This window comes from Accumulibacter sp., from assembly GCF_029255125.1.
Classification (GTDB): domain Bacteria; phylum Pseudomonadota; class Gammaproteobacteria; order Burkholderiales; family Rhodocyclaceae; genus Accumulibacter.
Genome location: NZ_JAPUVR010000134.1, coordinates 1 through 22,138 on the forward strand (window position 1 = coordinate 1; position 22,138 = coordinate 22,138).

14 protein-coding genes, 1 tRNA gene and 1 pseudogene are annotated in these 22,138 nt (G+C 63.3%); 10 read left to right on the forward strand and 6 right to left on the reverse strand.

Annotation, left to right across the window (positions count from 1 at the left end; translation table 11 throughout):
• The 10 genes and pseudogenes from tuf to rpoC form a co-directional block, all read left to right on the forward strand.
• Window positions 1-180: pseudogene (tuf, locus tag Q1L59_RS14535) on the forward strand (elongation factor Tu); the annotation flags it as partial.
• 52 nt (window positions 181-232) lie between these two features.
• A tRNA-Trp gene (locus Q1L59_RS14540) sits at window positions 233-308 on the forward strand.
• Window positions 309-330: 22 nt separating this feature from the next.
• Entirely contained in the window at window positions 331-684 is a 354-nt protein-coding gene (gene secE / locus Q1L59_RS14545) for a preprotein translocase subunit SecE (protein ID WP_300333499.1), read from the forward strand.
• Window positions 681-1,214: a transcription termination/antitermination protein NusG gene (nusG, locus tag Q1L59_RS14550; RefSeq protein ID WP_300333502.1), complete on the forward strand. Its 534-nt coding sequence runs from the start codon at window positions 681-683 to the stop codon at window positions 1,212-1,214. The genes secE and nusG overlap by 4 nt, the downstream gene beginning before the upstream one ends.
• 125 nt (window positions 1,215-1,339) lie before the next feature.
• On the forward strand, window positions 1,340-1,771 hold the full coding sequence (gene rplK / locus Q1L59_RS14555; protein ID WP_300333505.1) for a 50S ribosomal protein L11: 432 nt from the start codon (window positions 1,340-1,342) through the stop codon (window positions 1,769-1,771).
• Between the two features lies 1 nt (window position 1,772).
• Complete coding sequence (rplA, locus tag Q1L59_RS14560) at window positions 1,773-2,462, forward strand: 50S ribosomal protein L1 (protein ID WP_300333507.1); 690 nt, start codon at window positions 1,773-1,775, stop codon at window positions 2,460-2,462.
• A 295-nt stretch (window positions 2,463-2,757) separates the two neighbouring features.
• Window positions 2,758-3,273, forward strand: coding sequence for a 50S ribosomal protein L10 (rplJ, locus tag Q1L59_RS14565; protein WP_300333510.1), 516 nt, complete (start codon window positions 2,758-2,760; stop codon window positions 3,271-3,273).
• A 48-nt stretch (window positions 3,274-3,321) separates the two neighbouring features.
• Window positions 3,322-3,690 (forward strand): 50S ribosomal protein L7/L12, encoded by a 369-nt coding sequence (gene rplL / locus Q1L59_RS14570; RefSeq protein WP_300333513.1) that lies wholly within the window; start codon window positions 3,322-3,324, stop codon window positions 3,688-3,690.
• 251 nt (window positions 3,691-3,941) lie between these two features.
• Complete coding sequence (gene rpoB / locus Q1L59_RS14575) at window positions 3,942-8,225, forward strand: DNA-directed RNA polymerase subunit beta (RefSeq protein WP_300333515.1); 4,284 nt, start codon at window positions 3,942-3,944, stop codon at window positions 8,223-8,225.
• Between the two features lie 90 nt (window positions 8,226-8,315).
• Complete coding sequence (gene rpoC / locus Q1L59_RS14580; protein ID WP_300333516.1) at window positions 8,316-12,533, forward strand: DNA-directed RNA polymerase subunit beta'; 4,218 nt, start codon at window positions 8,316-8,318, stop codon at window positions 12,531-12,533.
• Between the two features lie 106 nt (window positions 12,534-12,639).
• Here the strand turns inward: rpoC and Q1L59_RS14585 are convergent, their stop codons facing one another.
• The 6 genes from Q1L59_RS14585 to Q1L59_RS14610 form a co-directional block, all read right to left on the reverse strand.
• Complete coding sequence (locus tag Q1L59_RS14585) at window positions 12,640-12,954, reverse strand: DUF4387 domain-containing protein (protein WP_300333519.1); 315 nt, start codon at window positions 12,952-12,954, stop codon at window positions 12,640-12,642.
• Window positions 12,951-14,318 (reverse strand): acyclic terpene utilization AtuA family protein, encoded by a 1,368-nt coding sequence (locus Q1L59_RS14590; RefSeq protein ID WP_300333521.1) that lies wholly within the window; start codon window positions 14,316-14,318, stop codon window positions 12,951-12,953. The genes Q1L59_RS14585 and Q1L59_RS14590 overlap by 4 nt, the downstream gene beginning before the upstream one ends.
• Before the next feature lie 83 nt (window positions 14,319-14,401).
• On the reverse strand, window positions 14,402-15,925 hold the full coding sequence (malQ, locus tag Q1L59_RS14595; protein ID WP_300333523.1) for a 4-alpha-glucanotransferase: 1,524 nt from the start codon (window positions 15,923-15,925) through the stop codon (window positions 14,402-14,404).
• On the reverse strand, window positions 15,922-17,328 hold the full coding sequence (locus Q1L59_RS14600) for an efflux transporter outer membrane subunit (protein ID WP_300333525.1): 1,407 nt from the start codon (window positions 17,326-17,328) through the stop codon (window positions 15,922-15,924). Before Q1L59_RS14600 ends, malQ begins: the two co-directional genes overlap by 4 nt.
• A complete protein-coding gene (locus Q1L59_RS14605; protein ID WP_300333528.1) occupies window positions 17,321-20,527 on the reverse strand; it encodes a multidrug efflux RND transporter permease subunit in 3,207 nt (1,068 codons plus the stop codon). Before Q1L59_RS14605 ends, Q1L59_RS14600 begins: the two co-directional genes overlap by 8 nt.
• A 6-nt stretch (window positions 20,528-20,533) precedes the next feature.
• Entirely contained in the window at window positions 20,534-21,799 is a 1,266-nt protein-coding gene (locus Q1L59_RS14610) for an efflux RND transporter periplasmic adaptor subunit (protein ID WP_300333530.1), read from the reverse strand.
• Between the last annotated feature and the right edge of the window lie 339 nt (window positions 21,800-22,138).

Consider the following 22,138-nt stretch of genomic DNA (forward strand, 5'->3'; position numbering starts at 1 on the left):
ACCGACGTGACCGGAGCGATCGCGATGCCGGAAGGCGTCGAAATGGTGATGCCGGGCGACAACGTGCAGATGACGGTCAAGCTGATTTCGCCGATCGCCATGGAAGAAGGTCTGCGTTTCGCGATCCGCGAAGGCGGCCGCACGGTCGGCGCCGGCGTCGTCGCCAAGATCATCGAGTAACAACAACGTCAGTCCAAGCGCGGCTCCGCATGCGGAGCGCGCGCTCTGCCGCAGGGGTATAGCTCAACTGGCAGAGCGTCGGTCTCCAAAACCGAAGGTTGGGGGTTCGATTCCCTCTGCCCCTGCCACCCTGTCACCAAAGCGGACGACATGGCCGATAAGTTCAAGTTTGCGCTGGCGCTATTGCTGCTTGCGGCCGGCGTTGCCGGCTTTTACCTGCTCGCTCAGGAAGCGGCGATTCTGCGCGTTCTGGCGGTTCTCGTCGGCGTCGGCTTGGCAGCCGGCGTGGCCTGGAAGACCGAGCAGGGCCGGCTGTTCTTTGTCTTTGCCCGTGAGGCAGCGGCCGAAGCGCGAAAAGTCGTCTGGCCCTCGCGTAAGGAAACGATGCAGACGACCGGTCTGGTTTTTGCGTTCGTCGTCGTGATGGCCGTTTTTCTCTGGTTGACCGACAAGAGCCTCGAGTGGGTGCTCTACGACCTGGTTCTTGGTTGGAGAAAGTCATGAGCATGCGCTGGTACGTCGTTCACGCGTATTCGGGTTTCGAAAAGAGCGTACAACGGGCACTTGCCGAGCGCATTCAGAGGCAGGGAATGCAAAGCGCTTTCGGTCGCATCCTCGTTCCGGTCGAGGAGGTCGTCGAGCTCAAGATGGGCCAGAAAAGCATTTCGGAGCGCAAATTTTTTCCCGGCTACGTGCTCGTCGAAATGGAGATGAATGACGACTCCTGGCACCTGGTCAAGAGCACGCCGAAAGTGACCGGCTTTGTTGGCGGCACGGCCAACAAGCCGACACCGATTTCCGAGAAGGAAGTCGCCAAGATCATGCAGCAGATGCAGGAAGGCGTCGACAAGCCGAGACCAAAGGTGCTTTTCGAGCCGGGCGAGGTCGTGCGTGTCAAGGAGGGTCCGTTTACCGATTTTCACGGTGCCGTCGAACAGGTGAACTACGAAAAGAACCGCCTGCGCGTTTCGGTGACCATTTTCGGACGGCCGACGCCGGTTGAACTGGAGTTTGGGCAGGTCGAAAAGGCCTGATCGAATGAGTCGTTGGCAGTGTGCCGCTTTTCCGGCGCACGGCCGAAGTGCGGCCAGCGGGCCGCGTTTGTCGTTTGGGGAGCGCCACCGTCGGCGCGCTTGTACCCGTATTTAGGAGTCAAACCGTGGCAAAGAAGATTACCGGTTACATCAAGCTGCAGGTGCCGGCCGGCAAGGCCAACCCCTCGCCGCCGATCGGACCCGCGCTAGGTCAGCGCGGTTTGAACATCATGGAGTTCTGCAAGACCTTCAACGCTCAGACGCAAGGCCTAGAGCCGGGTTTGCCGATTCCGGTGGTGATTACCGCCTATGCCGACAAGAGCTTCACGTTCATCATGAAGACGCCGCCGGCGACGGTGCTGATCAAGAAGACGATTGGTATCCCGAAGGGCAGCGCCAAGCCGCACACGGCCAAGGTCGGAACGCTGACGCGTGCGCAGTGTGAAGCAATCGCGCAGCAGAAGATGCCTGATCTGACGGCCGCCGATCTGGCTGCCGCAGTCCGTACGATCGCCGGCAGCGCGCGCACGATGGGCGTCACGGTGGAGGGCGTCTGAGATGGCGACGCTGACCAAACGCCAGAAGGCACTCAAGGGTAAGGTCGAAGCCGGGCGCAACTACGCCGCGGCGGACGCTTTGAAGCTGGCCAAGGAGCTGGCCGCAGCGAAGTTCGACGAATCGATCGACGTGGCGGTCTGTTTGGGTGTGGACCCGCGCAAATCGGATCAGATCGTTCGCGGATCGGTCGTCTTGCCCGCGGGCACTGGAAAGTCGATCCGGGTCGCGGTTTTCGCGCAGGGCGACAACGCTGCCGCAGCGCGTGCCGCAGGTGCGGATATCGTCGGCTTCGAAGATCTGGCGGCGGAGATCAAATCCGGCGTGATCAACTTCGATCGGGTTATCGCGACACCTGATGCGATGCGCGTGGTCGGGCAACTCGGGCAGATCCTCGGTCCCCGCGGCTTGATGCCGAACCCCAAGGTGGGCACGGTGACCACCGATGTCGCCACCGCTGTGCGCAACGCCAAGGCTGGCCAGGTGCAGTACCGCACGGACAAGGGCGGCATCATCCACAGCACGATCGGCCGCGCCTCGTTCGAGGTCGACAAGCTGGCGGTTAACCTCAAGGCGCTGCTTGAAGCGCTGATCAAGGCCAAGCCGGCAACTTCGCGGGGTCAGTATGTGCGGCGGGTGGCCATTTCCAGCACGATGGGGCCGGGCATCCGGGTTGATGCAGCGACCATCTAAGACTTTCTCGTCGGCTGCCCGCAGGCCTCCTGTCTTGCGGGAGCCGGAAATGAGCTTTGTTGGGCGGTTGGCAGCGCGCGTTGGTGCACTGCCGGCTGATCGTCAAAGACCGCAGGTACCGAGGGTAAAGGCCCGGAGTTTAAGCGTGTCTACGGCCTGCGTAGACGGTGTGACCCGAAAAGGACTGTGCAACCGGTGCCGGTTGGCGCCGGCTGCAGCCCGGATCCAGGTCGCCGTGGGTGCGTTCCGCTCTGTGGGCGGAGCGTGTGTGTTGACTTGATGGGAGGAAGGGCCTGTGGGTCTCAATCTTGAACAAAAGAAGGCTGTCGTCGCCGACCTTGCGGCGGCGATTGCCGGCGCCCAGACGATGGTCCTGGCTGAGTACAGTGGTTTGCCGGTGGCTCACCTGACGCGTTTGCGCGCCCAGGCGCGCGCCGCCGGGGTCTATCTGCACGTGCGCAAGAATACGCTGGTTCGGCGAGCGGTTGAATCTACCGTCTTCGCCAGCTTGGCCGAGCAGATGACCGGGCCGTTGATCTACAGCATTTCGAGTGATCCGGTGGCGGCGGCACGCGTGCTCAACGAGTTTGCCAAGACCAACGACAAGCTGGTTCTCAAAGCCGGCAGCTATGCCGGTGATCTGCTCGACAAAGCCGGTGTGCAGGCACTCGCGTCGATTCCGAGTCGCGACGAACTGCTTGCCCAGTTGCTCGGCATCATGCAGGCACCCGTTACCGGTTTCGCCTGTGCGCTGTCAGCGCTGGCAAAGAGTCGGGAAGAAGCGGCGAATCCGGAAGAAGCGGTTGCCTGAACGTGCTGTCAGGTCCATTGAGTATTCAGAATTAGGAGTTAATAGATTATGGCCATTACGAAAGAAGACATCCTCGAAGCCGTCGGCGCGATGACGGTGATGGAGCTGAACAGCCTGGTCAAGGCGTTTGAAGAGAAGTTTGGCGTTTCCGCTGCGTCGATGGCGGTCGCGGCGCCGGGGGCGGCTGCTCCGGTGGTCGAAGAGCAGACCGAGTTTACGGTGATGTTGATGGCGGCCGGCGAGAAGAAGGTCGAAACGATCAAGGTCGTGCGTGCGGCTACCGGTCTTGGCCTCAAGGAGGCGAAGGATTTGGTCGATGGTGCACCGAAGGCGGTCAAGGAGGCGATTTCCAAGGCAGACGCAGACGCCCTCAAGAAGCAGCTCGAGGAGGTCGGTGCGAAGGTCGAGGTCAAGTAATCCCGGATTGGCACGCTGGGCTGACAGCCGGCAGGCTGTCAGCCTTTTGTGCTTTTCCAGAAACGGCTTTCTGTCGAACGCCTGGGCGCCGGCAGAGGCGATAAGCGCGAGCAGCGCACAAACGCAAGCGCGATTGGCGCACAGGTGGTTGTCGCCGCCAGTCGCCTTGCTCTTGTCCGTTGCGCACCGGCAGGTCATCTGATCTCGCCCGGCGTGTACCAAAGGATTTGCCTTCTGAGTTCGGAGCGACCATGACCTACTCCTACACCGAAAAGAAACGTATCCGCAAGAGCTTTGCCAAGAGAGTCAGCGTGCTCGAGGTGCCGTTCTTGCTGGCGACCCAGTTGGAGTCTTTCTCTGCGTTTCTGCAGGCGAACGTTCCGGCGGCGCAGCGCAAGAACCAGGGGTTGCAGGCGGCCTTCTGCTCGATCTTTCCGATTGTCAGCCATAGCGGCAACGCCCGGCTGGAATTCGTCAGCTACGCCCTTTCCGACCCCACTTTCGACGTCAAGGAGTGCCAGCAGCGCGGGCTGACCTTTGCCTCGGCGTTGCGGGCGAAGGTCCGTCTGGTGATCCTTGACCGCGAGTCGCCCGACACGATCAAGGAAGTCAAGGAGCAGGAGGTGTACATGGGCGAAATTCCGCTGATGACGCCGACCGGCTCGTTCGTCATCAACGGTACCGAGCGCGTCATCGTCTCGCAGTTGCACCGTTCGCCGGGCGTTTTCTTCGAGCACGACCGTGGCAAGACGCACAGCTCGGGCAAGCTGCTCTTTTCGGCGCGCGTCATTCCCTACCGTGGCTCCTGGCTGGACTTCGAGTTCGACCCGAAAGACCTGCTCTTCTTCCGCGTCGACCGCCGACGCAAGATGCCGGTCACCACGCTGCTCAAGGCGATCGGTCTGACGCCGGAGCAGATTCTGCGTGAGTTCTTCGACTTCGACACCTTCTACCTGGGTGGCAAGACGGTCGACTTCGAGCTGGTTCCCGAGCGCCTGCGCGGCGAGGTTGCCCGCTTCGACTTCAACGACCCGAGCGGCAAGCTGATCATCGCCAAGGACAAGCGAATCACCCAGAAGCATATACGCGAGCTCGACGCAGCGGGAATCAGGCAGGTCGCCGTACCGGACGACTTCCTGATCGGTCGGGTGATTGCCGAGGACATCATCGACGAAGACAGTGGCGAGATTCTCGCCAACGCCAACGACGAGATTACCGAGACCCTGCTCGCCAGATTGATCGAGGCGAACGTCAATGAGTTGCACACGCTGTACATCAACGACCTGGATCGGGGTGGTTTCATCTCGCAAACCTTGCGGGCGGACGATACGATGTCCCGGCAAGCGGCGCGTATCGCCATCTACCGGATGATGCGGCCGGGCGAGCCGCCGACCGAAGAAGCGGTCGAAGTGCTGTTCAATGCCTTGTTCTACTCGGACGACCGCTACGATTTGTCGACGGTTGGCCGGATGAAATTCAATCGCCGGGTGGGGCGCAAGGAGGTTGTTGAACATAAGGTGATGATCAAGCACGCGCCGGCCCGGCGCGATGCGGTGGTCAAGCTGATCGGCGATGCGGTGAGCGATCCGGTGGCTTCCGTCGAGCAGATGTTGGGCGAATTGAACTATGGCCCGCGTGCTGCCGCCGAAAATCTGACCGAAGCCGTTGCCCTCGAATTGCTGCAGCAGTTGAAGGCGGCCGGTGTGGCCGGCGAAGTGCGCGAGCAACTGACGCTGTCGCCGCGCGACATCGTCGAAGTCATTCGTTTGCTGGTCGAACTGCGCAACGGACGGGGCGAGGTCGACGACATCGATCACCTGGGCAACCGGCGGGTCCGCTCGGTTGGCGAACTGGCGGAGAACCAGTTCCGGGCCGGCCTGGTACGCGTCGAGCGGGCGGTCAAGGAACGTTTGTCGCAGGCGGAGTCGGACAACCTGATGCCGCACGATCTGATCAACGCGAAGCCGATCAGCGCCGCCGTGCGCGAGTTTTTCGGTTCGAGCCAGTTGTCGCAGTTCATGGATCAGACCAACCCGCTCTCGGAAATCACTCACAAGCGACGCGTCTCGGCGCTCGGCCCGGGCGGCCTGACGCGCGAGCGGGCCGGCTTCGAGGTGCGCGACGTGCATCCAACGCACTACGGTCGCGTCTGTCCGATCGAAACGCCGGAAGGACCGAACATTGGCCTGATCAACTCGCTCGCGCTGTTTGCTCGAACGAATGAATACGGCTTCCTGGAAACACCCTACCGCAAGGTCGTCGATGGCGTGGTCAGCGATCAGATCGAGTATCTGTCGGCGATCGAGGAGGGAGCCTACCTGATTGCCCAGGCCAATTCTGGGGTGGGCGACGCGGGAATCCTGCAGGACGAACTGGTGACCTGCCGCGAGAAGGGCGAAACGATCCTCGCCGAGTCGGCGCGCGTGCAGTACATGGACGTTGCGCCGAGCCAGATCGTTTCGGTGGCCGCTTCGCTGATTCCCTTCCTCGAACACGACGACGCCAACCGCGCGCTGATGGGTGCCAACATGCAGCGTCAGGCGGTTCCCTGTCTGCGTCCGGAGAAGCCGCTCGTCGGCACCGGTATCGAGCGGACGGTGGCCGTTGACTCGGGAACGGCCGTCCAGGCACTGCGCGGTGGCGTGGTCGATTACGTCGATGCTTCGCGTGTCGTCGTCCGGATCAACGACGACGAAACCGGACCCGGTGAGGTCGGTGTCGACATCTACAATCTGGTCAAATACACCCGCTCGAATCAGAACACGAACATCAACCAGCGACCGCTGGTACGCGTCGGCGACCGCATTGCGCGCGGCGACGTGGTTGCCGACGGCGCGTCCACCGACAAGGGCGAACTGGCGCTCGGTCAGAACATGCTGGTCGCCTTCATGCCGTGGAACGGGTACAACTTCGAGGACTCGATCCTGATCTCGGAACGCGTCGTCGCCGAGGATCGCTTTACCTCGATCCACATCGAGGAACTGACCGTCGTTGCGCGCGATACCAAGCTCGGCCCGGAGGAGATTACGCGTGACATCGCTTCGCTCGGCGAATCACAACTCTCGCGCCTCGACGAATCGGGAATCGTCTACATTGGTGCTGAAGTCGAGGCCGGCGATGTGCTGGTCGGCAAGGTGACGCCGAAGGGTGAGACGCAACTGACCCCGGAAGAGAAGCTGCTGCGCGCGATCTTCGGCGAGAAGGCGTCCGATGTGAAGGACACCTCCTTGCGCGTCCAGTCCGGAATTTCCGGAACGGTGATCGATGTCCAGGTGTTCACGCGTGAAGGGATCGAGCGCGACAAGCGCGCCCAGTCGATCATCGACGACCACCTGCGCAGCTACAAGCTCGACCTGGCTGACCAACTTCGCATCGTCGAGCGCGATGCCTTTGCCCGTGTCGAGCGCCTGATCGTCGGCAAGCTGGCGAATGGTGGGCCAAAGCGGCTGGTCAAAGGAACGGCGATCACGCAGGAATACCTCGACGGAATCGAACCGCATTACTGGTTCGACATCCGGATGGCCGACGACGATGTCGCGCATCAGCTCGAATCGTTGCGTGAAGGTCTCGAACAGACGCGCAAGGGTTTCGACGTGGCTTTCGAGGAGAAGCGCAAGAAGCTGACGCAAGGCGATGAACTGCCGCCGGGTGTGCAGAAGATGGTCAAGGTCTATGTCGCCGTCAAGCGCCGTCTGCAGGCGGGCGACAAAATGGCCGGAAGGCACGGCAACAAGGGTGTCGTATCGCGCATCGTCCCGGTGGAAGACATGCCGTACATGGCCGACGGCCGCCCGGTAGACATCGTCCTCAATCCGCTCGGGGTGCCCTCGCGGATGAACGTCGGGCAGATCCTCGAAGTGCACCTTGGCCTGGCTGCCAAGGGGCTGGGGATCAGAATCGGCGACCTGCTGCGTCGGCAGGCCGCCGCGCAGGAAGTGCGCAGCTTCCTCGATCAGGTATACAACGGCACCGGAAAGCCGGAAGACATCGACCAGTTGAGCGACGACGAAGTGCTCGAAATGGCCGGCAACCTGGAGGCCGGCGTGCCCTTTGCGACGCCCGTCTTCGACGGCGCGAAGGAGTCCGAGATCAAGGCGATGCTGGCGCTGGCTGGGATGCCCGAATCGGGCCAGATGACGCTCTACGATGGCCGCACTGGCGAGCGCTTCGAGCGTCAGGTGACCGTCGGCTACATGCATGTCCTCAAGCTGCACCACCTGGTCGACGACAAGATGCACGCTCGCTCGACGGGTCCGTACTCGCTGGTCACACAGCAGCCGCTCGGCGGCAAGGCGCAGTTCGGTGGGCAGCGCTTCGGCGAAATGGAGGTGTGGGCGCTCGAGGCTTACGGGTCATCGTACGTGCTGCAGGAAATGTTGACCGTCAAGTCGGACGACGTCAATGGCCGCACGAAGGTCTATGAAAACATCGTCAAGGGCGACCACAAGATCGATGCCGGAATGCCCGAGTCGTTCAACGTCCTGGTCAAGGAAATCCGTTCGCTGGCGATCGACATCGATCTCGAACGTTACTGATTGTTTGCCGCGGGGCGCAACGTGCTGTGTCCGGCGAGCCCGCCGCGGCGCCGCTGGCCCCGGATGCCTTACTCCTGATTGGAGCGAAAGATGAAAGCACTGCTCGATTTGTTTAAACAGGTGACGCAGGAGGAACAGTTCGATGCGATCACGATTGGTCTCGCTTCGCCGGAAAAGGTCCGCTCGTGGTCGTATGGCGAGGTCAAGAAGCCCGAGACGATCAACTATCGTACGTTCAAGCCGGAACGCGACGGCCTCTTCTGCGCCAAGATCTTCGGCCCGATCAAGGATTACGAGTGCCTGTGCGGCAAGTACAAGCGCCTGAAACATCGCGGCGTGATTTGCGAGAAGTGCGGTGTCGAGGTGACGCTGGCCAAGGTGCGCCGCGAGCGCATGGCGCATATCGAGCTGGCCAGCCCGGTGGCGCACATCTGGTTCCTCAAGAGTCTGCCGAGTCGCCTGGGAATGGTTCTCGACATGACGCTGCGCGACATCGAGCGCGTCCTCTATTTCGAGGCCTTTGTCGTCTGCGACCCGGGAATGACGCCACTGGCGCGCGGTCAGTTGCTCACCGAAGACGATTACCTGGCCAAGGTCGAGGAGTACGGCGACGACTTCTATGCGGCGATGGGGGCCGAAGGGATTCGCGAGCTGCTACGGTCGATCGACCTCGGGCGCGAAGTCGAGACGCTGCGCAGCGAACTCGAGACGACGACTTCCGAGACGAAGAGCAAGAAATTTTCCAAGCGTCTGAAAATTCTGGAGGGCTTCCAGAAGTCCGGGATCAAACCGGAATGGATGGTGCTCGAAGTGTTGCCGGTGCTGCCGCCCGACTTGCGACCGCTGGTCCCGCTCGACGGCGGGCGTTTCGCCACCTCGGATCTGAACGACCTCTATCGGCGTGTCATCAACCGGAACAACCGGCTGAAGCGCCTGCTCGAGCTGAAGGCGCCGGAAATCATCGTGCGCAACGAAAAGCGCATGCTGCAGGAAGCCGTCGACTCGCTGCTCGATAATGGCCGGCGCGGCAAGGCGATGACCGGCGCCAACAAGCGCCCGCTGAAGTCGCTGGCCGACATGATCAAGGGCAAGGGCGGCCGCTTCCGGCAGAACCTGCTCGGCAAGCGCGTCGACTACTCGGGCCGCTCGGTCATCGTCGTCGGGCCACAACTCAAGCTGCACCAGTGCGGCCTGCCCAAGCTGATGGCACTCGAATTGTTCAAGCCGTTCATTTTCAATCGGCTTGAGGTCATGGGCTTGGCGACGACGATCAAGCAGGCCAAGAAGATGGTCGAAATGCAGGAGGCGGTGGTCTGGGACATCCTGGAAGAAGTGATCCGCGAGCACCCGATCATGCTCAACCGCGCGCCGACGCTGCACCGCCTCGGCATTCAGGCGTTCGAGCCGACGCTGATCGAAGGCAAGGCGATCCAGTTGCATCCGCTCGTCTGTGCGGCGTTCAACGCCGACTTCGACGGTGACCAGATGGCCGTGCATGTGCCGCTTTCGCTGGAAGCACAGATGGAGGCGCGCACGCTGATGCTGGCCTCGAACAACGTCCTTTCGCCGGCGAACGGCGAGCCGATCATCGTTCCGTCGCAAGACATCGTCCTCGGCCTCTATTACGCCACGCGCGAACGCGTCAATGCCCGTGGCGAAGGAATGATGTTCCCCGATCTGGCCGAAGTGACGCGCGCGCTGCAGGCGGGCGAACTCGAACTGCATGCCCGCATCGCCGTGCGCATCACCGAGTACGAGCGCGGCGCTGACCATGGCTGGCAGGAGAAGACCACGCGTTACAACACGACCGCCGGGCGTGCCTTGCTCTCCGAAATCCTGCCCAAGGGTCTGCCCTTCAGTCTGATCGACAAGCCTCTGAAGAAAAAGGAGATTTCAAAGCTGATCAACGCCGCTTTCCGGCGCTGCGGGCTGAAGGAAACGGTTGTCTTCGCCGACAAGCTGATGCAGAACGGCTACGCCTTGGCGACGCGCGCCGGTATCTCGATCTGCTCGGACGACATGCTCGTCCCGGCGCAGAAGCGCGACATCATTGCCGCGGCCGAGGAAGAGGTCAAGGAGATCGAGAACCAGTATACGAATGGCTTGGTGACCAATGGCGAGCGCTACAACAAGGTGGTCGACATCTGGGGGCGAACCGGCGATCAGGTGGCCAAGGTGATGATGGACCAGCTCGGCCATGTCGATGTCACCAATCGGCGCGGAGCGACCGAGAAGCAGGAGTCGTTCAACTCGATCTTCATGATGGCCGATTCCGGTGCGCGCGGTTCGGCGGCGCAGATTCGCCAGTTGGCCGGCATGCGCGGCCTGATGGCGAAGCCGGACGGATCGATCATCGAAACGCCGATCACGACCAACTTCCGCGAGGGACTCAACGTTCTGCAGTACTTCATCTCGACGCACGGTGCGCGCAAGGGTCTCGCCGACACCGCGCTGAAGACGGCCAACTCGGGTTACCTGACGCGGCGTCTGGTCGATGTGACGCAGGATCTCGTCGTCATCGAGGAGGATTGCGGAACCAGCGACGGGGTCACGATGAAGGCGCTGATCGAGGGCGGTGAAGTGATCGAAGCGCTGCGCGAACGCATCCTGGGTCGGGTTACTGCGGCTGATGTCGTCGATCCCGACAGCGAGGCGACGATCATCGAACAGGGCACGCTGATCAGTGAAGACCATTGCGACCTGATCGACCAGGTCGGTGTCGACGAGGTCAAGGTGCGTACGCCGCTGACCTGCGAGACGCGCTACGGATTGTGCGCCATGTGCTATGGCCGCGATCTTGGACGCGGCACGCCGGTCAATGTGGGCGAAGCAGTCGGCGTGATTGCCGCGCAGTCGATCGGTGAGCCGGGGACGCAGCTCACCATGCGTACCTTCCACGTGGGTGGTGCGGCGTCGCGGGCGGCGGTTGCCAGTCATGTCGAGACGCGCAGCGCGGGTGTCGTTCGCTTTACGTCGACGATGCGCTACGTCACCAGCGCCAAAGGCGAGAAGATCGTCATCACACGCTCGGGCGAGATCCTGATCACCGACGACAACGGGCGCGAACGCGAAAAGCACAAAGTGCCCTATGGTTCGACGCTGCAGGTGGTCGATGGGCAGCCAGTCAAGGCGGGCGCTCGGCTGGCGGCGTGGGACCCGCACACCCGTCCGATCATTGCCGAATACTCGGGCCGCGTGAAGTTCGACAACGTCGAGGAGGGCGTTACCGTCGCCAAGCAGATCGACGAAGTGACTGGTCTGTCCACGCTGGTCGTCATCGATCCCAAGCGCGGCGGCAAGACGCCGAGCAAGGGCCTGCGCCCGCAGGTGCGCCTGTTCGATCCGGCCGGCGACGAAGTCCGCATGCACGGCAGCGATCACCCGGTGACGATCACTTTCCAGGTCGGCGCGATCATCAACGTCTACGACGGCCAGGAAATCTCGGTCGGCGACGTGCTCGCCCGCCTGCCACAGGAGTCGGCCAAGACGCGCGACATCACCGGCGGTCTGCCGCGTGTTGCCGAACTTTTCGAAGCGCGCACGCCGAAAGACGCCGGCATGCTCGCCGAGTTCACCGGCACGATGTCGTTCGGCAAGGATACCAAGGGCAAACAGCGGCTGGTCATTACCGACCTCGACGGCGTTGCGCACGAGTACCTGATTCTCAAGGACAAGCACGTCCTGGTGCACGATGGCCAGGTGGTCAACAAGGGCGAACTGATCGTCGATGGCGCGCCTGATCCGCATGACATCTTGCGTCTGCTTGGCGTCGAGGCTCTGGCGATCTACATTACCGACGAAGTGCAGGACGTTTATCGTCTGCAGGGCGTGAAGATCAACGACAAGCACATCGAAGTCATCGTCCGCCAGATGTTGCGGCGCGTGAACGTCCTGGAACCCGGCGACACCAAGTTCATCAAGGGCGAGCAGGTCGAACGCGCCCATTTGCTTGACGAAAACGATCGCATGATCAAGGAAGGCAAGCTGCCGGCGACGTTCGAGCATGTCCTGCTCGGTATCACCAAGGCGTCGCTGTCCACCGATTCGTTCATTTCGGCTGCGTCTTTCCAGGAAACGACGCGCGTGCTTACCGAAGCGGCCATCATGGGCAAGCGCGACGAGCTGCGCGGCCTGAAGGAAAACGTCATCGTCGGTCGCCTGATCCCAGCCGGAACGGGCTTGGCGTACCACAACACGCGCAAGAAGAACGCCGCCGGCGAGGATATCGCCGATGGCAGCGGACTGTTCGACGAAGAGATGATGACCGGCGAGCCAAGCGAAAGCGAGCAGGACGCACCGGTGGGTTGAGCATGCGCGCGGCGCGTCTGGCGGCGAGCGTTCGCCGGTGGCGGTTGAATCGGTCGTACAGACAACAGAAATGCCGGGAAGGCTATCGCCCTCCCGGCGTTTCTGTTTACAGATCGAATTCCAGATCGAGCAGCGGCGCGTGCTGCTGTGCGCCATAGACGTCCGAATCGCCCGGCGAACCGGAAACGATCTGACGCGGCATCACCACCTTGACCGCGTTTGCCGGTGCGAACCAGATAATGCGGCGGATTTCGCGCAGCGACACGCCGTAGGCGGCGGCCAGTCGCTGCGGCGAGAACTGGCCGCTCGCCCGCAGCGCGTCGAACAGCGTGCGGTCGCGCAGAATGACGTCGAGCACGAGCTCGTAGGGGCCGGAATTCTTCGAACGGACGACGCGCGCAATATCGAGCAGGCGCTTCATTGGCCAACCCCGGCGCCGACCGTCTCGAGGTGGAAGGGGAACAGCTTGGCTTCGTCGGCCGCCATCAGGTGATAGAGCGAGAACTCGTACACCTCGCCGGTAGCCAGGTCCGAGGGCGAGAAGGGGAAGGCCAGATTGCCCGCGGTCGCCACTCGCCCATCGTAGCCGTAGTGGAGCAGTGTTGAGCGCGTCAAGGAGCAGACGGTATCCGCGTGCTCCTGGGTATCGGCGACGACCTCGAGCACGATGCCGAGTTCGTGCGCGGCGAGCCCGCGGCGCGGTTCGCGTTCGCCCATCACGCCATTCCTCCCGTAAAGGTGGAAGCAGACGCGCGCGCTCTCGGAATCGCCCAGCAGCTGTCCGACGCGCTGCCTGACTGCGGCGAGAATGGGATCGATCGACGCGATCATGATCGGGTCGCGCACGCCGGCAATGGATACGGTGCGAAAGCCGATGCGACGGGCGCCTTCCAGCTTCACCTGGTAGGGTCGCTCGAGGTGCCGGGAACCACGTATCTCGACCGTGCCGTCCGCATGTTCGGCGAACTCGCAGGCGCTCAGGTCGAGCACACCACCGGGTCCGGGCAGAAAACAGGGGTCCGACTTCTCGTACAGCGTGTGCGCCGCGGCCGACTCAGCGGTGAATCTGCGTCCATCGGCGAGCGCCTTGAGGACGAAGGAATCCTCGCGCAAGATTCCGAGCGCGCAGTCGGAACCCGAGCCGGGCGTCGCTGCGATCGCCGCGCATTCGAGAATCTTGCCGCAATGCAAGGCCAGCCCGGCATCGTATCCGTGCGCGATGGGCAGGGCGGCAAAGCATGCCGGATCGTAGGCGCGCCCGGCGAGGACCACCTGAGCACCCGCCGCCAGCGCGCGGATGAAGGGCTCGACGCCGATCTGGGCGACGATGTGCGGGCTGGCGTCGATTGCCGCGTGCGTCAACGGCGGGACCAGATCGAGCGCCTGAATGGCGCCCTGGTCGAGCGCAGCATGTACCGTAGCGTGCGGCACATCGCTGCGAATCAGCGCCATGCTGAAGCTCAGGCCTTGCTCGCACGCCAGTTCGACGATGATCCGGCGGCACCATTCAAGGTGCGGTGCGGCGCCTGAACCGCCGGCCGTGCCGATGACCAGCGGAATGCCGCGCGCGAGTGCGGCGGGCAGCAGGTAGCCTAGGTCACGCTTGACCGCCGCGCGGTCGGTAAAGGACTTTCCGCTACCGAGGTAATAGGGTCCCGGGTCGGTCGATCCAGCATCGACAGCAATCAGGTCTGGTCGTTCGGCGAGGCCGCGGCGCAGACTTTCCTCGGGAAAGCCGTAGCCGAGAATCGCGGTTGGCGCCAGAATCCGGAACTCCACTTTCATTGCTCACCCCGAGCGTTTGCTCATCCCCGCATGGCGGTGGGCGGCTTCCGGAGCGCAGTCACCGAACGCTCGCCGCGGGCCGCTTAGCGCGCGCGCCCGTAAAGCCGAGTCAGTTCAGCCAGCCGATGGGCGTGGCTGGCGTCTACCTGGTCCCAGGAAAAACGCCATTCCCATGAGCCCTCGCTCAGGCTGGGTTCGTTCATGCGGTGTGCCGAGTCGAGCCCGAGCACGTCCTGCATGGGAACGACGCAGAGCGCGGCGACCGATGCGCAGGCAAGCCGGATCAGTTGCCAGTGGGGTGCTTCACTTGCCGTTTCTTTGTCCAGTCCGAGATAGGCACGCACGTACGCCTGTTGCTTGGCGTCGAGCGCCTCCCACCAACCGCGCGTCGTGTCGTTGTCGTGCGTGCCGGTGTAGACGACGGTGTTTTCCTCGTAGTTGTGCGGCAGGTAGAGGTTATGCGGGTCGCCGTCGAAGGCAAACTGCAGGATGCGCATGCCGGGCAGGCCGATCGCGCGGCGCAAGGCATTGACCTCGGGCGTGATGATGCCGAGGTCTTCGGCGATGATGCGCAGGCGGCCGTCGGCGTCGCCCAAGTCGTGCCGCATCGCGTCGAAGACGGCAATTCCGGGTCCAGGTCGCCATTGCCCGTCGATCGCCGTTTCGGCCTCGGCGGCGATTTCCCAGTAGGCCTCGAATCCGCGGAAATGGTCGATGCGCACGATGTCGCAAAGCTTCATCGTTTGCCGCATGCGGTCGACCCACCAGCGATAGTTTTCAGCCCCATGCGCCGGCCAGCGGTAAAGCGGATTGCCCCAGCGCTGGCCGGTGGCGCTGAAGTAGTCGGGCGGTACGCCGGCCACGACGCGCGGCCGACCCGCCGGGTCGAGGTCGAAGAGTTCGGGGTGCGCCCAGACGTCGGCACTGTGCCCGGCGACGAAAATCGGCAGGTCGCCGATGATTTCGACGCCGCGCGCGTTCGCGTAGCGCTTCAGCCCGGCCCATTGCTCGAAAAAGCGCCACTGACAGAACTTCCAGAAGGCGATCTCGTCGGCGTGCTTGCGTGCCGCCTTGCGCAGCGCCTCGGGCTGGCGCCGGGCAAGTGGCGCTGGCCAATCCTGCCAGACTTGCCCGCCGCCGCCGTGCGCGCCGTCGAGCGCCATGAACAGCGCATAGTCGTCGAGCCACGCCTTGGCCTCGCTGCAGAAAACCTTGAAGGGCTCGTGTTCGGCGCTCTTGCCGGCGAGAAAGCGCTCGGCCGCGCGGCGCAGCAGCGGCAGGCGGAAGCTGCGCGCCGTCGCGTAATCGACCCGGCCGGCCGGAAAGCTGGGCACTACGGCGAGATCGGTCGTGTTCAGCCAGCCGGCCGCAGCCAACTGCGCGAGATCGATGAGCAATTCGTTGCCGGCGAAAGCCGAGGGACTGATATACGGTGAATTACCGGGTCCGACGCTACCGAGCGGCAACACCTGCCAGAGCGACTGGCGACCGGCGACCAGCCAGTCGACGAAATGGTAAGCGGCTGGGCCAAGGTCGCCGCAGCCGTGTGGGCCAGGCAAGGACGTGGGATGCAGGAGAACTCCGCACTGGCGGGGCAATGATGTCATTTGGATTCCTGTTGGGAGGCAGGCTGCCAACCTCCGCCGAGTGCCTTGTAGAGGTTGATCATCGCCTGCAATTGTGTTTTCCGGGTCTGCGTGAACTGCAGTTGAGCATTGAACAGGCTACGCTGTGCGTCGAGAACCTCGATGTAGCTCGTATATCCGTTATCGTAGCGCAGGCGGGCGGTCGCTGCATAACGTTCCAACGACTCGACCTGCCGCTGTTGTGCGGCCAACTGTTCGTGCGTCCGGTTCTGTTCGATCAGCGCGTCGTTGACTTCGCGGAAAGCCTGCTGGATGGTCTTCTGATAGCTCAGCAGCGCCTGTTGCTGGACGGCTTCCGCCGCCTGGACCTGGCCGGCGATCGCCCCGGCGGTAAAGATCGGGACGCTGATCGGCGCCGACGCCTGCCAGATCTGCGAATTGCCTTCGAACAGGTGACCCAGACTGCTGCTGGCGTAGCCGAAGAGGCCAGTGAGCGAGACGCTCGGGAAGTAGGCGGCGCGCGCCGCTCCGATCTGGGCGTTGGCGGCAATCAGCGTCTGCTCGGCTTGCCGGATGTCCGGCCGTCGCTCGAGCAGGTCGGCCGGCAGGCCGGCAGGAATCACCGGCAGCGCCAACTGCTCGATCGTCCGGCCGCGCGCGAGCGGACCCGGGTTACGGCCGAGCAGCACGCTCAAACCATTCTCCTGCTGCGCGATGGCCTTCTCCAGCAGCGGAATCGTTGCCAGCGCTTCCTCGTACTGCGACTGGTTCTGGCTCAGTTCAAGGATCGAGATGACACCACCGGCAAAGCGTTCGCGGAAAACGGCGTGCGATTGCGCGCGACTGTGCGCCGTCGCGCGTGAGATTTCCAGTTCCCGGTCGAGTTCGCGCAAGTTGATGTAGGCACCGGCGACGCTGGCGACCAACGAGAGGATGACGCTGCGCCTGCCTTCCTCGCTGGCCAGGAGTTGCGCGCGTGCTGCCTCGCTCTGTCGGCGCAGACGGCCCCAGAAGTCGATTTCCCACGTCGCCGAGAGCGTTGCCTGGTAGCTGTCGAAAACCGTCGGGCCGCCGGTTCCGGGAATCGTGTTGCGCTGGCGGCTGGCCGTGAAACCGCCGCCAAGCTGCGGAAACTGCGCTGCGCGCACGAAACCGTAGCGGCCGGCGAATTCGTCCACGCGCGCCGCGGCAAGCAGCAGATCCTTGTTCTCGCGCAGCGCGGTGTGCACCAGGTCGTTCAGGACCGGATCAGCGAACTGCTCCCACCAGGGCGTGTTGGCCAGATCGCCGGCGTCCTTCTCGCTCACCCGCCAAGCCGTCGGCGTCTCAAGCGGTGGCCGCAGATAGTCCGGACCGAGCGTGCACGCGCTGCTGGCCAGGACGAGCAGCGAAACCAGCAGCGTGCTGAGCAAAGGCTTACGCATGGCCGCCTCCCTGCTGCCGGGCAGCACCTGTCGAGGCGCCAGCCGGTAGCTCTTGCGCACTTGCAAGCGCCGCGTCGCCGCCCGCCTTGCCGCGCCCAGCGCTGATTCTTTCCACGACATAGAACGTCACCGGGATGATGAAGATCGCCAGACAGCTTGCCGCGAGCATGCCGCCAATGACGGCACCGCCCATCACCTGACGCGAAACGGCACCGGCGCCGCTGGCGATGGCGAGCGGAACACAGCCCAGAATGAAGGCGAAGGAGGTCATCAGGATCGGCCGCAGGCGCAATCGGGCACCTTCCAGCGTCGCTTCGACCAACGACAGCTCGCCTTTCCGGTGCTCCATGCGGGCAAATTCGACGATCAGAATGGCGTTCTTCGCGGCCAGTCCGATCAGCATGACGAGACCGATCTGGGCATAGACATTGTTTTCCTGGCCGCGCACGAGCAGCGCGAGGAAAGCGCCGGCGACGGCAATCGGCGTGCCGAGGAGGACCGAGAAGGGCAGCGACCAGCTTTCATACTGGGCAGCCAGGATGAGGAAGACGCAGAGCAGCGAGAAGGCAAAGATCGCCATCGGTGAAATTCCCTCCTGCGCGCGCTTCTCCTGGTACGACATGCCCAGGTAGCCGTAGCCCATGTCGCTCGGCATGGTTTCCGCGAAGACCTCCTCGAGCGCCTGCATGACCTGCGCCGAACTGTAGCCGGGGGCTGCCGAGGCATTGATCTGCGCGCTGCGGTAAAGGTTGTAGCGCATCGTGAACTCCGGGCCGACTACCTCGCGGATCGTCGTCAGCGCCGACAAGGGGACGGCTTCACCTTTGGCATTGCGCACCGAGAATTGGCCGATGTCCTCGATCTTCGTCCGGTACTCCCCCTCGGCCTGGATGTAGACCTGCCATTGGCGGCCAAAGCGGTTGAAATAGTTGATGAAGCCGCTACCGAGGAAGCTCTGCAGCGTCTTGTAGACGTCATTGATGTTGACCCCCTGCTTGAGCACCTTGTCGCGGTCGACCTCGATGAAGCGCTGCGGAACGGTCGGCCGGAAGGTCGTCGACACGCCGGTTAACTCGGGACGCTTGCGTGCCGCCTCGATGAACTTGTTGGTGTTCTCGGCGAGGAACTGGATGTCCTTGCCGGCACGGTCCTGGAGAATGAAGGTCGCTCCGCCCGAGGTGCCGACGCCGGGAATCGCTGGTGGCGGGAACGAGAAGCCGATGGCGCCGCTGATCCCGGCCAGCTTCTGATTCAACGCGGCCTTGATCGCCGCGTACTGTTCCTCCGGCTTCTTGCGCGCCGCCCACTCCTCGAGCGTGATGAAGAAGAAAGCGCTGTAGGTATTCTGAACCTGGCTCAACATGCTGAAGCCGATGACCGAGGTCGAGTACTTGATCCCCGGCACCTGCAGGATCAGTTCCTCAGCCTGGCGGGCGATTTCGCGTGTGCGCTGCAGCGAGGCGCCGTCCGGCAGTTGTACGCCGGCAAAGACGTAGCCCTGGTCTTCGTCGGGCAGGAAGCCGCTCGGGACGATCCTGCCGAGCAGGCCGGCGGCAGCGGTCAAGGCGAGCAGGAAAAACAGGCTGACCACACTCTTGCGAATGGCGACGCGGCAGATACCGACATAACCGGTCGTCAAGCGGCCGAAGACGCGGTTGAAGCCGTCGTAGAACTTCTGCAAGGGACCGCTTCCACGCTGCTTCGGCTTGAGCAGCAGTGCGCAGAGCGCCGGGCTCAGGGTGAGCGCATTGAACGCCGAGATGACCACCGAGATGGCGATGGTGACGGCAAACTGCTGGTAAAGCTGACCCGTGATGCCGGGAATGAAAGCGGTGGGGACGAAGACCGCCGCCAGAATGACGGCGATCGCAATCACTGGGCCGGTTACTTCCTCCATCGCCTTGAGCGTTGCCTCGCGCGCCGAAAGGCCGTGCTCGATGTGCTGCTCGACCGCTTCGACGACGACGATCGCATCGTCGACGACAAGCCCGATGGCGAGCACCAGGCCGAAGAGCGAGAGCGTGTTGATCGAGAAACCGAAAAGCGGGAAGAGCATGAACGTGCCGACAAGCGACACGGGAACCGCCAGCAACGGGATCAGCGTCGCGCGCCAACCCTGCAGAAAGGCGAAAACGACGATGATGACGAGGACCAGCGCTTCGATCAGCGTGTGCTGGATTTCCTTGATCCCTTCGGTAACCGACAGGGTCGTGTCGAGCGCGATGACGTAGTCGAGATCGGGCGGGAAACTGTCCTTCAGCTTGGCCATCAGCTTGCGCGCACCGTCGGCGGCTTCCAGCGCGTTTGCTCCCGGCATCTGGTAGAGCGCGACCAGCGCCGCCGGCTTGCCGTTGAAACGCCCCTCGATGCTGTACGTCTGGGCGCCGAGCTCGATGCGCGCGACATCGCGTACGCGGACCAGCGAGCCGTCGCTGTTCGCCCGCAGAACGACGTTGCCGAACTCCTCCTCACTCTGCAGCCGGCCCTGCGCGCGTACTGCATAGGTGAACTCCTGGCCCGCCGGAACGGGTTCGGCGCCGACCGTTCCTGCCGGATTCACCGTGTTCTGCGTGTTGATCGCGTTGACGATCTCGGGAATCGTGATGTTCAGACGAGCGAGTCGGTCCGGCCTGACCCATAGCCGCATGGCGTACTGTCCGGCGCCGAAAACGGTGACGCTGGCGATTCCCTGCACCCGCGTCATCTGATCGTTGATGTTGATATACGCGTAGTTGGCCAGGAAGACGTTGTCGTAGGTGCCGTTGGGCGAAAACAGCGCGAACATGACGAGCGGCGAGGCGGCCGACTTTTGCACCGTCACCCCGGCATTGCGCACGTCGGCCGGCAGTTGCGACTCGGCCTGACCCTTGCGCATCTGCGCGAGAAGTTGGTCGGTGTTCGCGTCGGTGGCAATGTCGAAGTTGACCGTCAGCGTCGATTGCCCGTTATTCGCGTTGATCGAATACATGTAGTTCATGTTGTCGACGCCGGACATCTGCTGCTCGATCGGCGTCGCCACGGCTTGTTCGACGGTCAGTGCATCAGCCCCGGTGTAGCTGCTGTTGACCTTGATCTCCGGCGGAACGATGTTCGGAAACTGGGCAATGGGTAGCCCGCTCATGGCGATCAGGCCAACCAGGGTCATCAGGATCGAGATGACCATGGCGACGATCGGCCGGTTGATGAAGAAGCTGGCCATGACCGCCTATTCCTTCTTGGCTGCGGCGGGCGATGCCGTCTGGGCGGGCGGCTGGCCGGATGCGCCGGCCGCCGGTCCCGCGCTGGTGGCATACGGCTTGGGCGTTACCGGACTCCCCGGCCTCACCTTCTGCGTGCCTTCGGCAACGACCATTTCGCCTGCCCGCAGCCCCTGGCGGATGATCCATTCCGTGCCGATGCGCTCGCCGACCACCACCGGCCGAACGTCTGCCTTGTTGTCGGGGCCGATCACGGCGACCAGGTGCTTGCCCTGGACCTCGTTCACCGCGCGTTGCGGAACAAGCAGCGCGTCCTTTTCGACCGACATCGTCGCCCTGATCCGGCCGTACTGCCCAGGCCGCAGCAGCCGGTTCGGGTTCGGGAAAAGCGCTGCCGCCTTGAATGTCCCGGTAGTCGCTTCCGCCTGCCGGTCGAGCAGCGAGAAGCGACCGCGGTGCGCATAGGTCGAACCATCGACCAGAATCAATTCAAGCGGAACATGCTCCGCCTTGCGGCTGGCTGCCGTTGCTCCGCCAGCCACCTTCAGGTACTCGCGCTCGCTGATGTTGAAATAGACCTTGATCGGGTCCACAGCCGAGACCGTGGTCAGCTCGCCGTTCATTCCCGGGCTGAGCAGGTCACCGATCTGCGCCTTGGCAATTCCGGCAATGCCGGTGATCGGTGCGCTGATGCGCGTGAAGCCGAGGTTGAGGCGGGCCGTCTTCAACGCCGCGTCAGCCGCCGCGAGTTCAGCCCGGGCCGACTGCTCGGCGCCGGTCGCGTCGTCGAGATCCTTCTGGCTGACCGCATTCTTCTCGGCCAACGGCTTGATCCGGGCGAGGTTGGCGCGTGTCGTCTGATGGCGCGCCAGTCGCTGGGCGCGCACGCCGCTGGCTTCCTCGACGGCGGCTTCAAAGGTGCGCGGGTCGATTTCGAAGAGGACTTGCCCTTTCCTGACCAGATCGCCTTCGCGGTAATGTTGGCTGATCAGGTAGCCGGTGACCTGCGGCCGAATATGCGCATTGACATCGCCATCAAGCGAGGCGATCCATTCGGCGGTAAGCGGCACATCGCGCTGCACGACGCCGACCACTTCGACGATCGGTGGCGCAGGCGCCACCGCTGCCTGCTCCTTGCCGCAGCCGGCGGCGAGCAGGATGAGCGGAGCGGCGCACAGAACGGTGCACAGTTGGTGGCTCCATTGGGCGTGGGCAGTGCCTCGCTGGCAAGGGCGCAGGTGTCGGGAGAGGCGTGGGGTCTGGGTGAGCGTCATGGCAGCTCCTGCACGGGTGGAGATCGAGCGACAGGGCAAGGTGTGGTCAGGAAAAACCCTGCCGGTCGACCGCGCGCCGCGCCGTTTCCCCACCTCGCCCTGCTCCAGTTGCCATTATACGTGGAGGTTGCGCCGCAATAGGGAGAGGCGTACGATCGAGATCGCTTTCGGTTTATGACAAAGGCCTGTCAAGGCAGGGCGTTTGGAACGAGTTGTCGGGCGCCAGCAGCAAAGCCAGCAGACAAGGACTGGCGAAACCGGAGCGTTGGACCGGCAGCAGAAGGCGCACCGCTCGAACGGGCGCTGCCTCCCTGCCTGGCTCAGCATCACAACCCCTAG

Excerpts from the sequence above, each read along its gene's own strand:
- Q1L59_RS14610 (WP_300333530.1), bottom strand. The coding sequence starts at position 21,799 with ATGACGCTCACCCAGACCCCACGCCTCTCCCGACACCTGCGCCCTTGC.
- rplL (WP_300333513.1), top strand. The coding sequence starts at position 3,322 with ATGGCCATTACGAAAGAAGACATCCTCGAAGCCGTCGGCGCGATGACG.
- Q1L59_RS14585 (WP_300333519.1), bottom strand. The coding sequence starts at position 12,954 with ATGAAGCGCCTGCTCGATATTGCGCGCGTCGTCCGTTCGAAGAATTCC.
- secE (WP_300333499.1), top strand. The coding sequence starts at position 331 with ATGGCCGATAAGTTCAAGTTTGCGCTGGCGCTATTGCTGCTTGCGGCC.
- Q1L59_RS14600 (WP_300333525.1), bottom strand. The coding sequence starts at position 17,328 with ATGCGTAAGCCTTTGCTCAGCACGCTGCTGGTTTCGCTGCTCGTCCTG.
- malQ (WP_300333523.1), bottom strand. The coding sequence starts at position 15,925 with ATGACATCATTGCCCCGCCAGTGCGGAGTTCTCCTGCATCCCACGTCC.
- nusG (WP_300333502.1), top strand. The coding sequence starts at position 681 with ATGAGCATGCGCTGGTACGTCGTTCACGCGTATTCGGGTTTCGAAAAG.
- Q1L59_RS14605 (WP_300333528.1), bottom strand. The coding sequence starts at position 20,527 with ATGGCCAGCTTCTTCATCAACCGGCCGATCGTCGCCATGGTCATCTCG.
- rpoB (WP_300333515.1), top strand. The coding sequence starts at position 3,942 with ATGACCTACTCCTACACCGAAAAGAAACGTATCCGCAAGAGCTTTGCC.
- Q1L59_RS14590 (WP_300333521.1), bottom strand. The coding sequence starts at position 14,318 with ATGAAAGTGGAGTTCCGGATTCTGGCGCCAACCGCGATTCTCGGCTAC.
- rpoC (WP_300333516.1), top strand. The coding sequence starts at position 8,316 with ATGAAAGCACTGCTCGATTTGTTTAAACAGGTGACGCAGGAGGAACAG.
- rplA (WP_300333507.1), top strand. The coding sequence starts at position 1,773 with ATGGCGACGCTGACCAAACGCCAGAAGGCACTCAAGGGTAAGGTCGAA.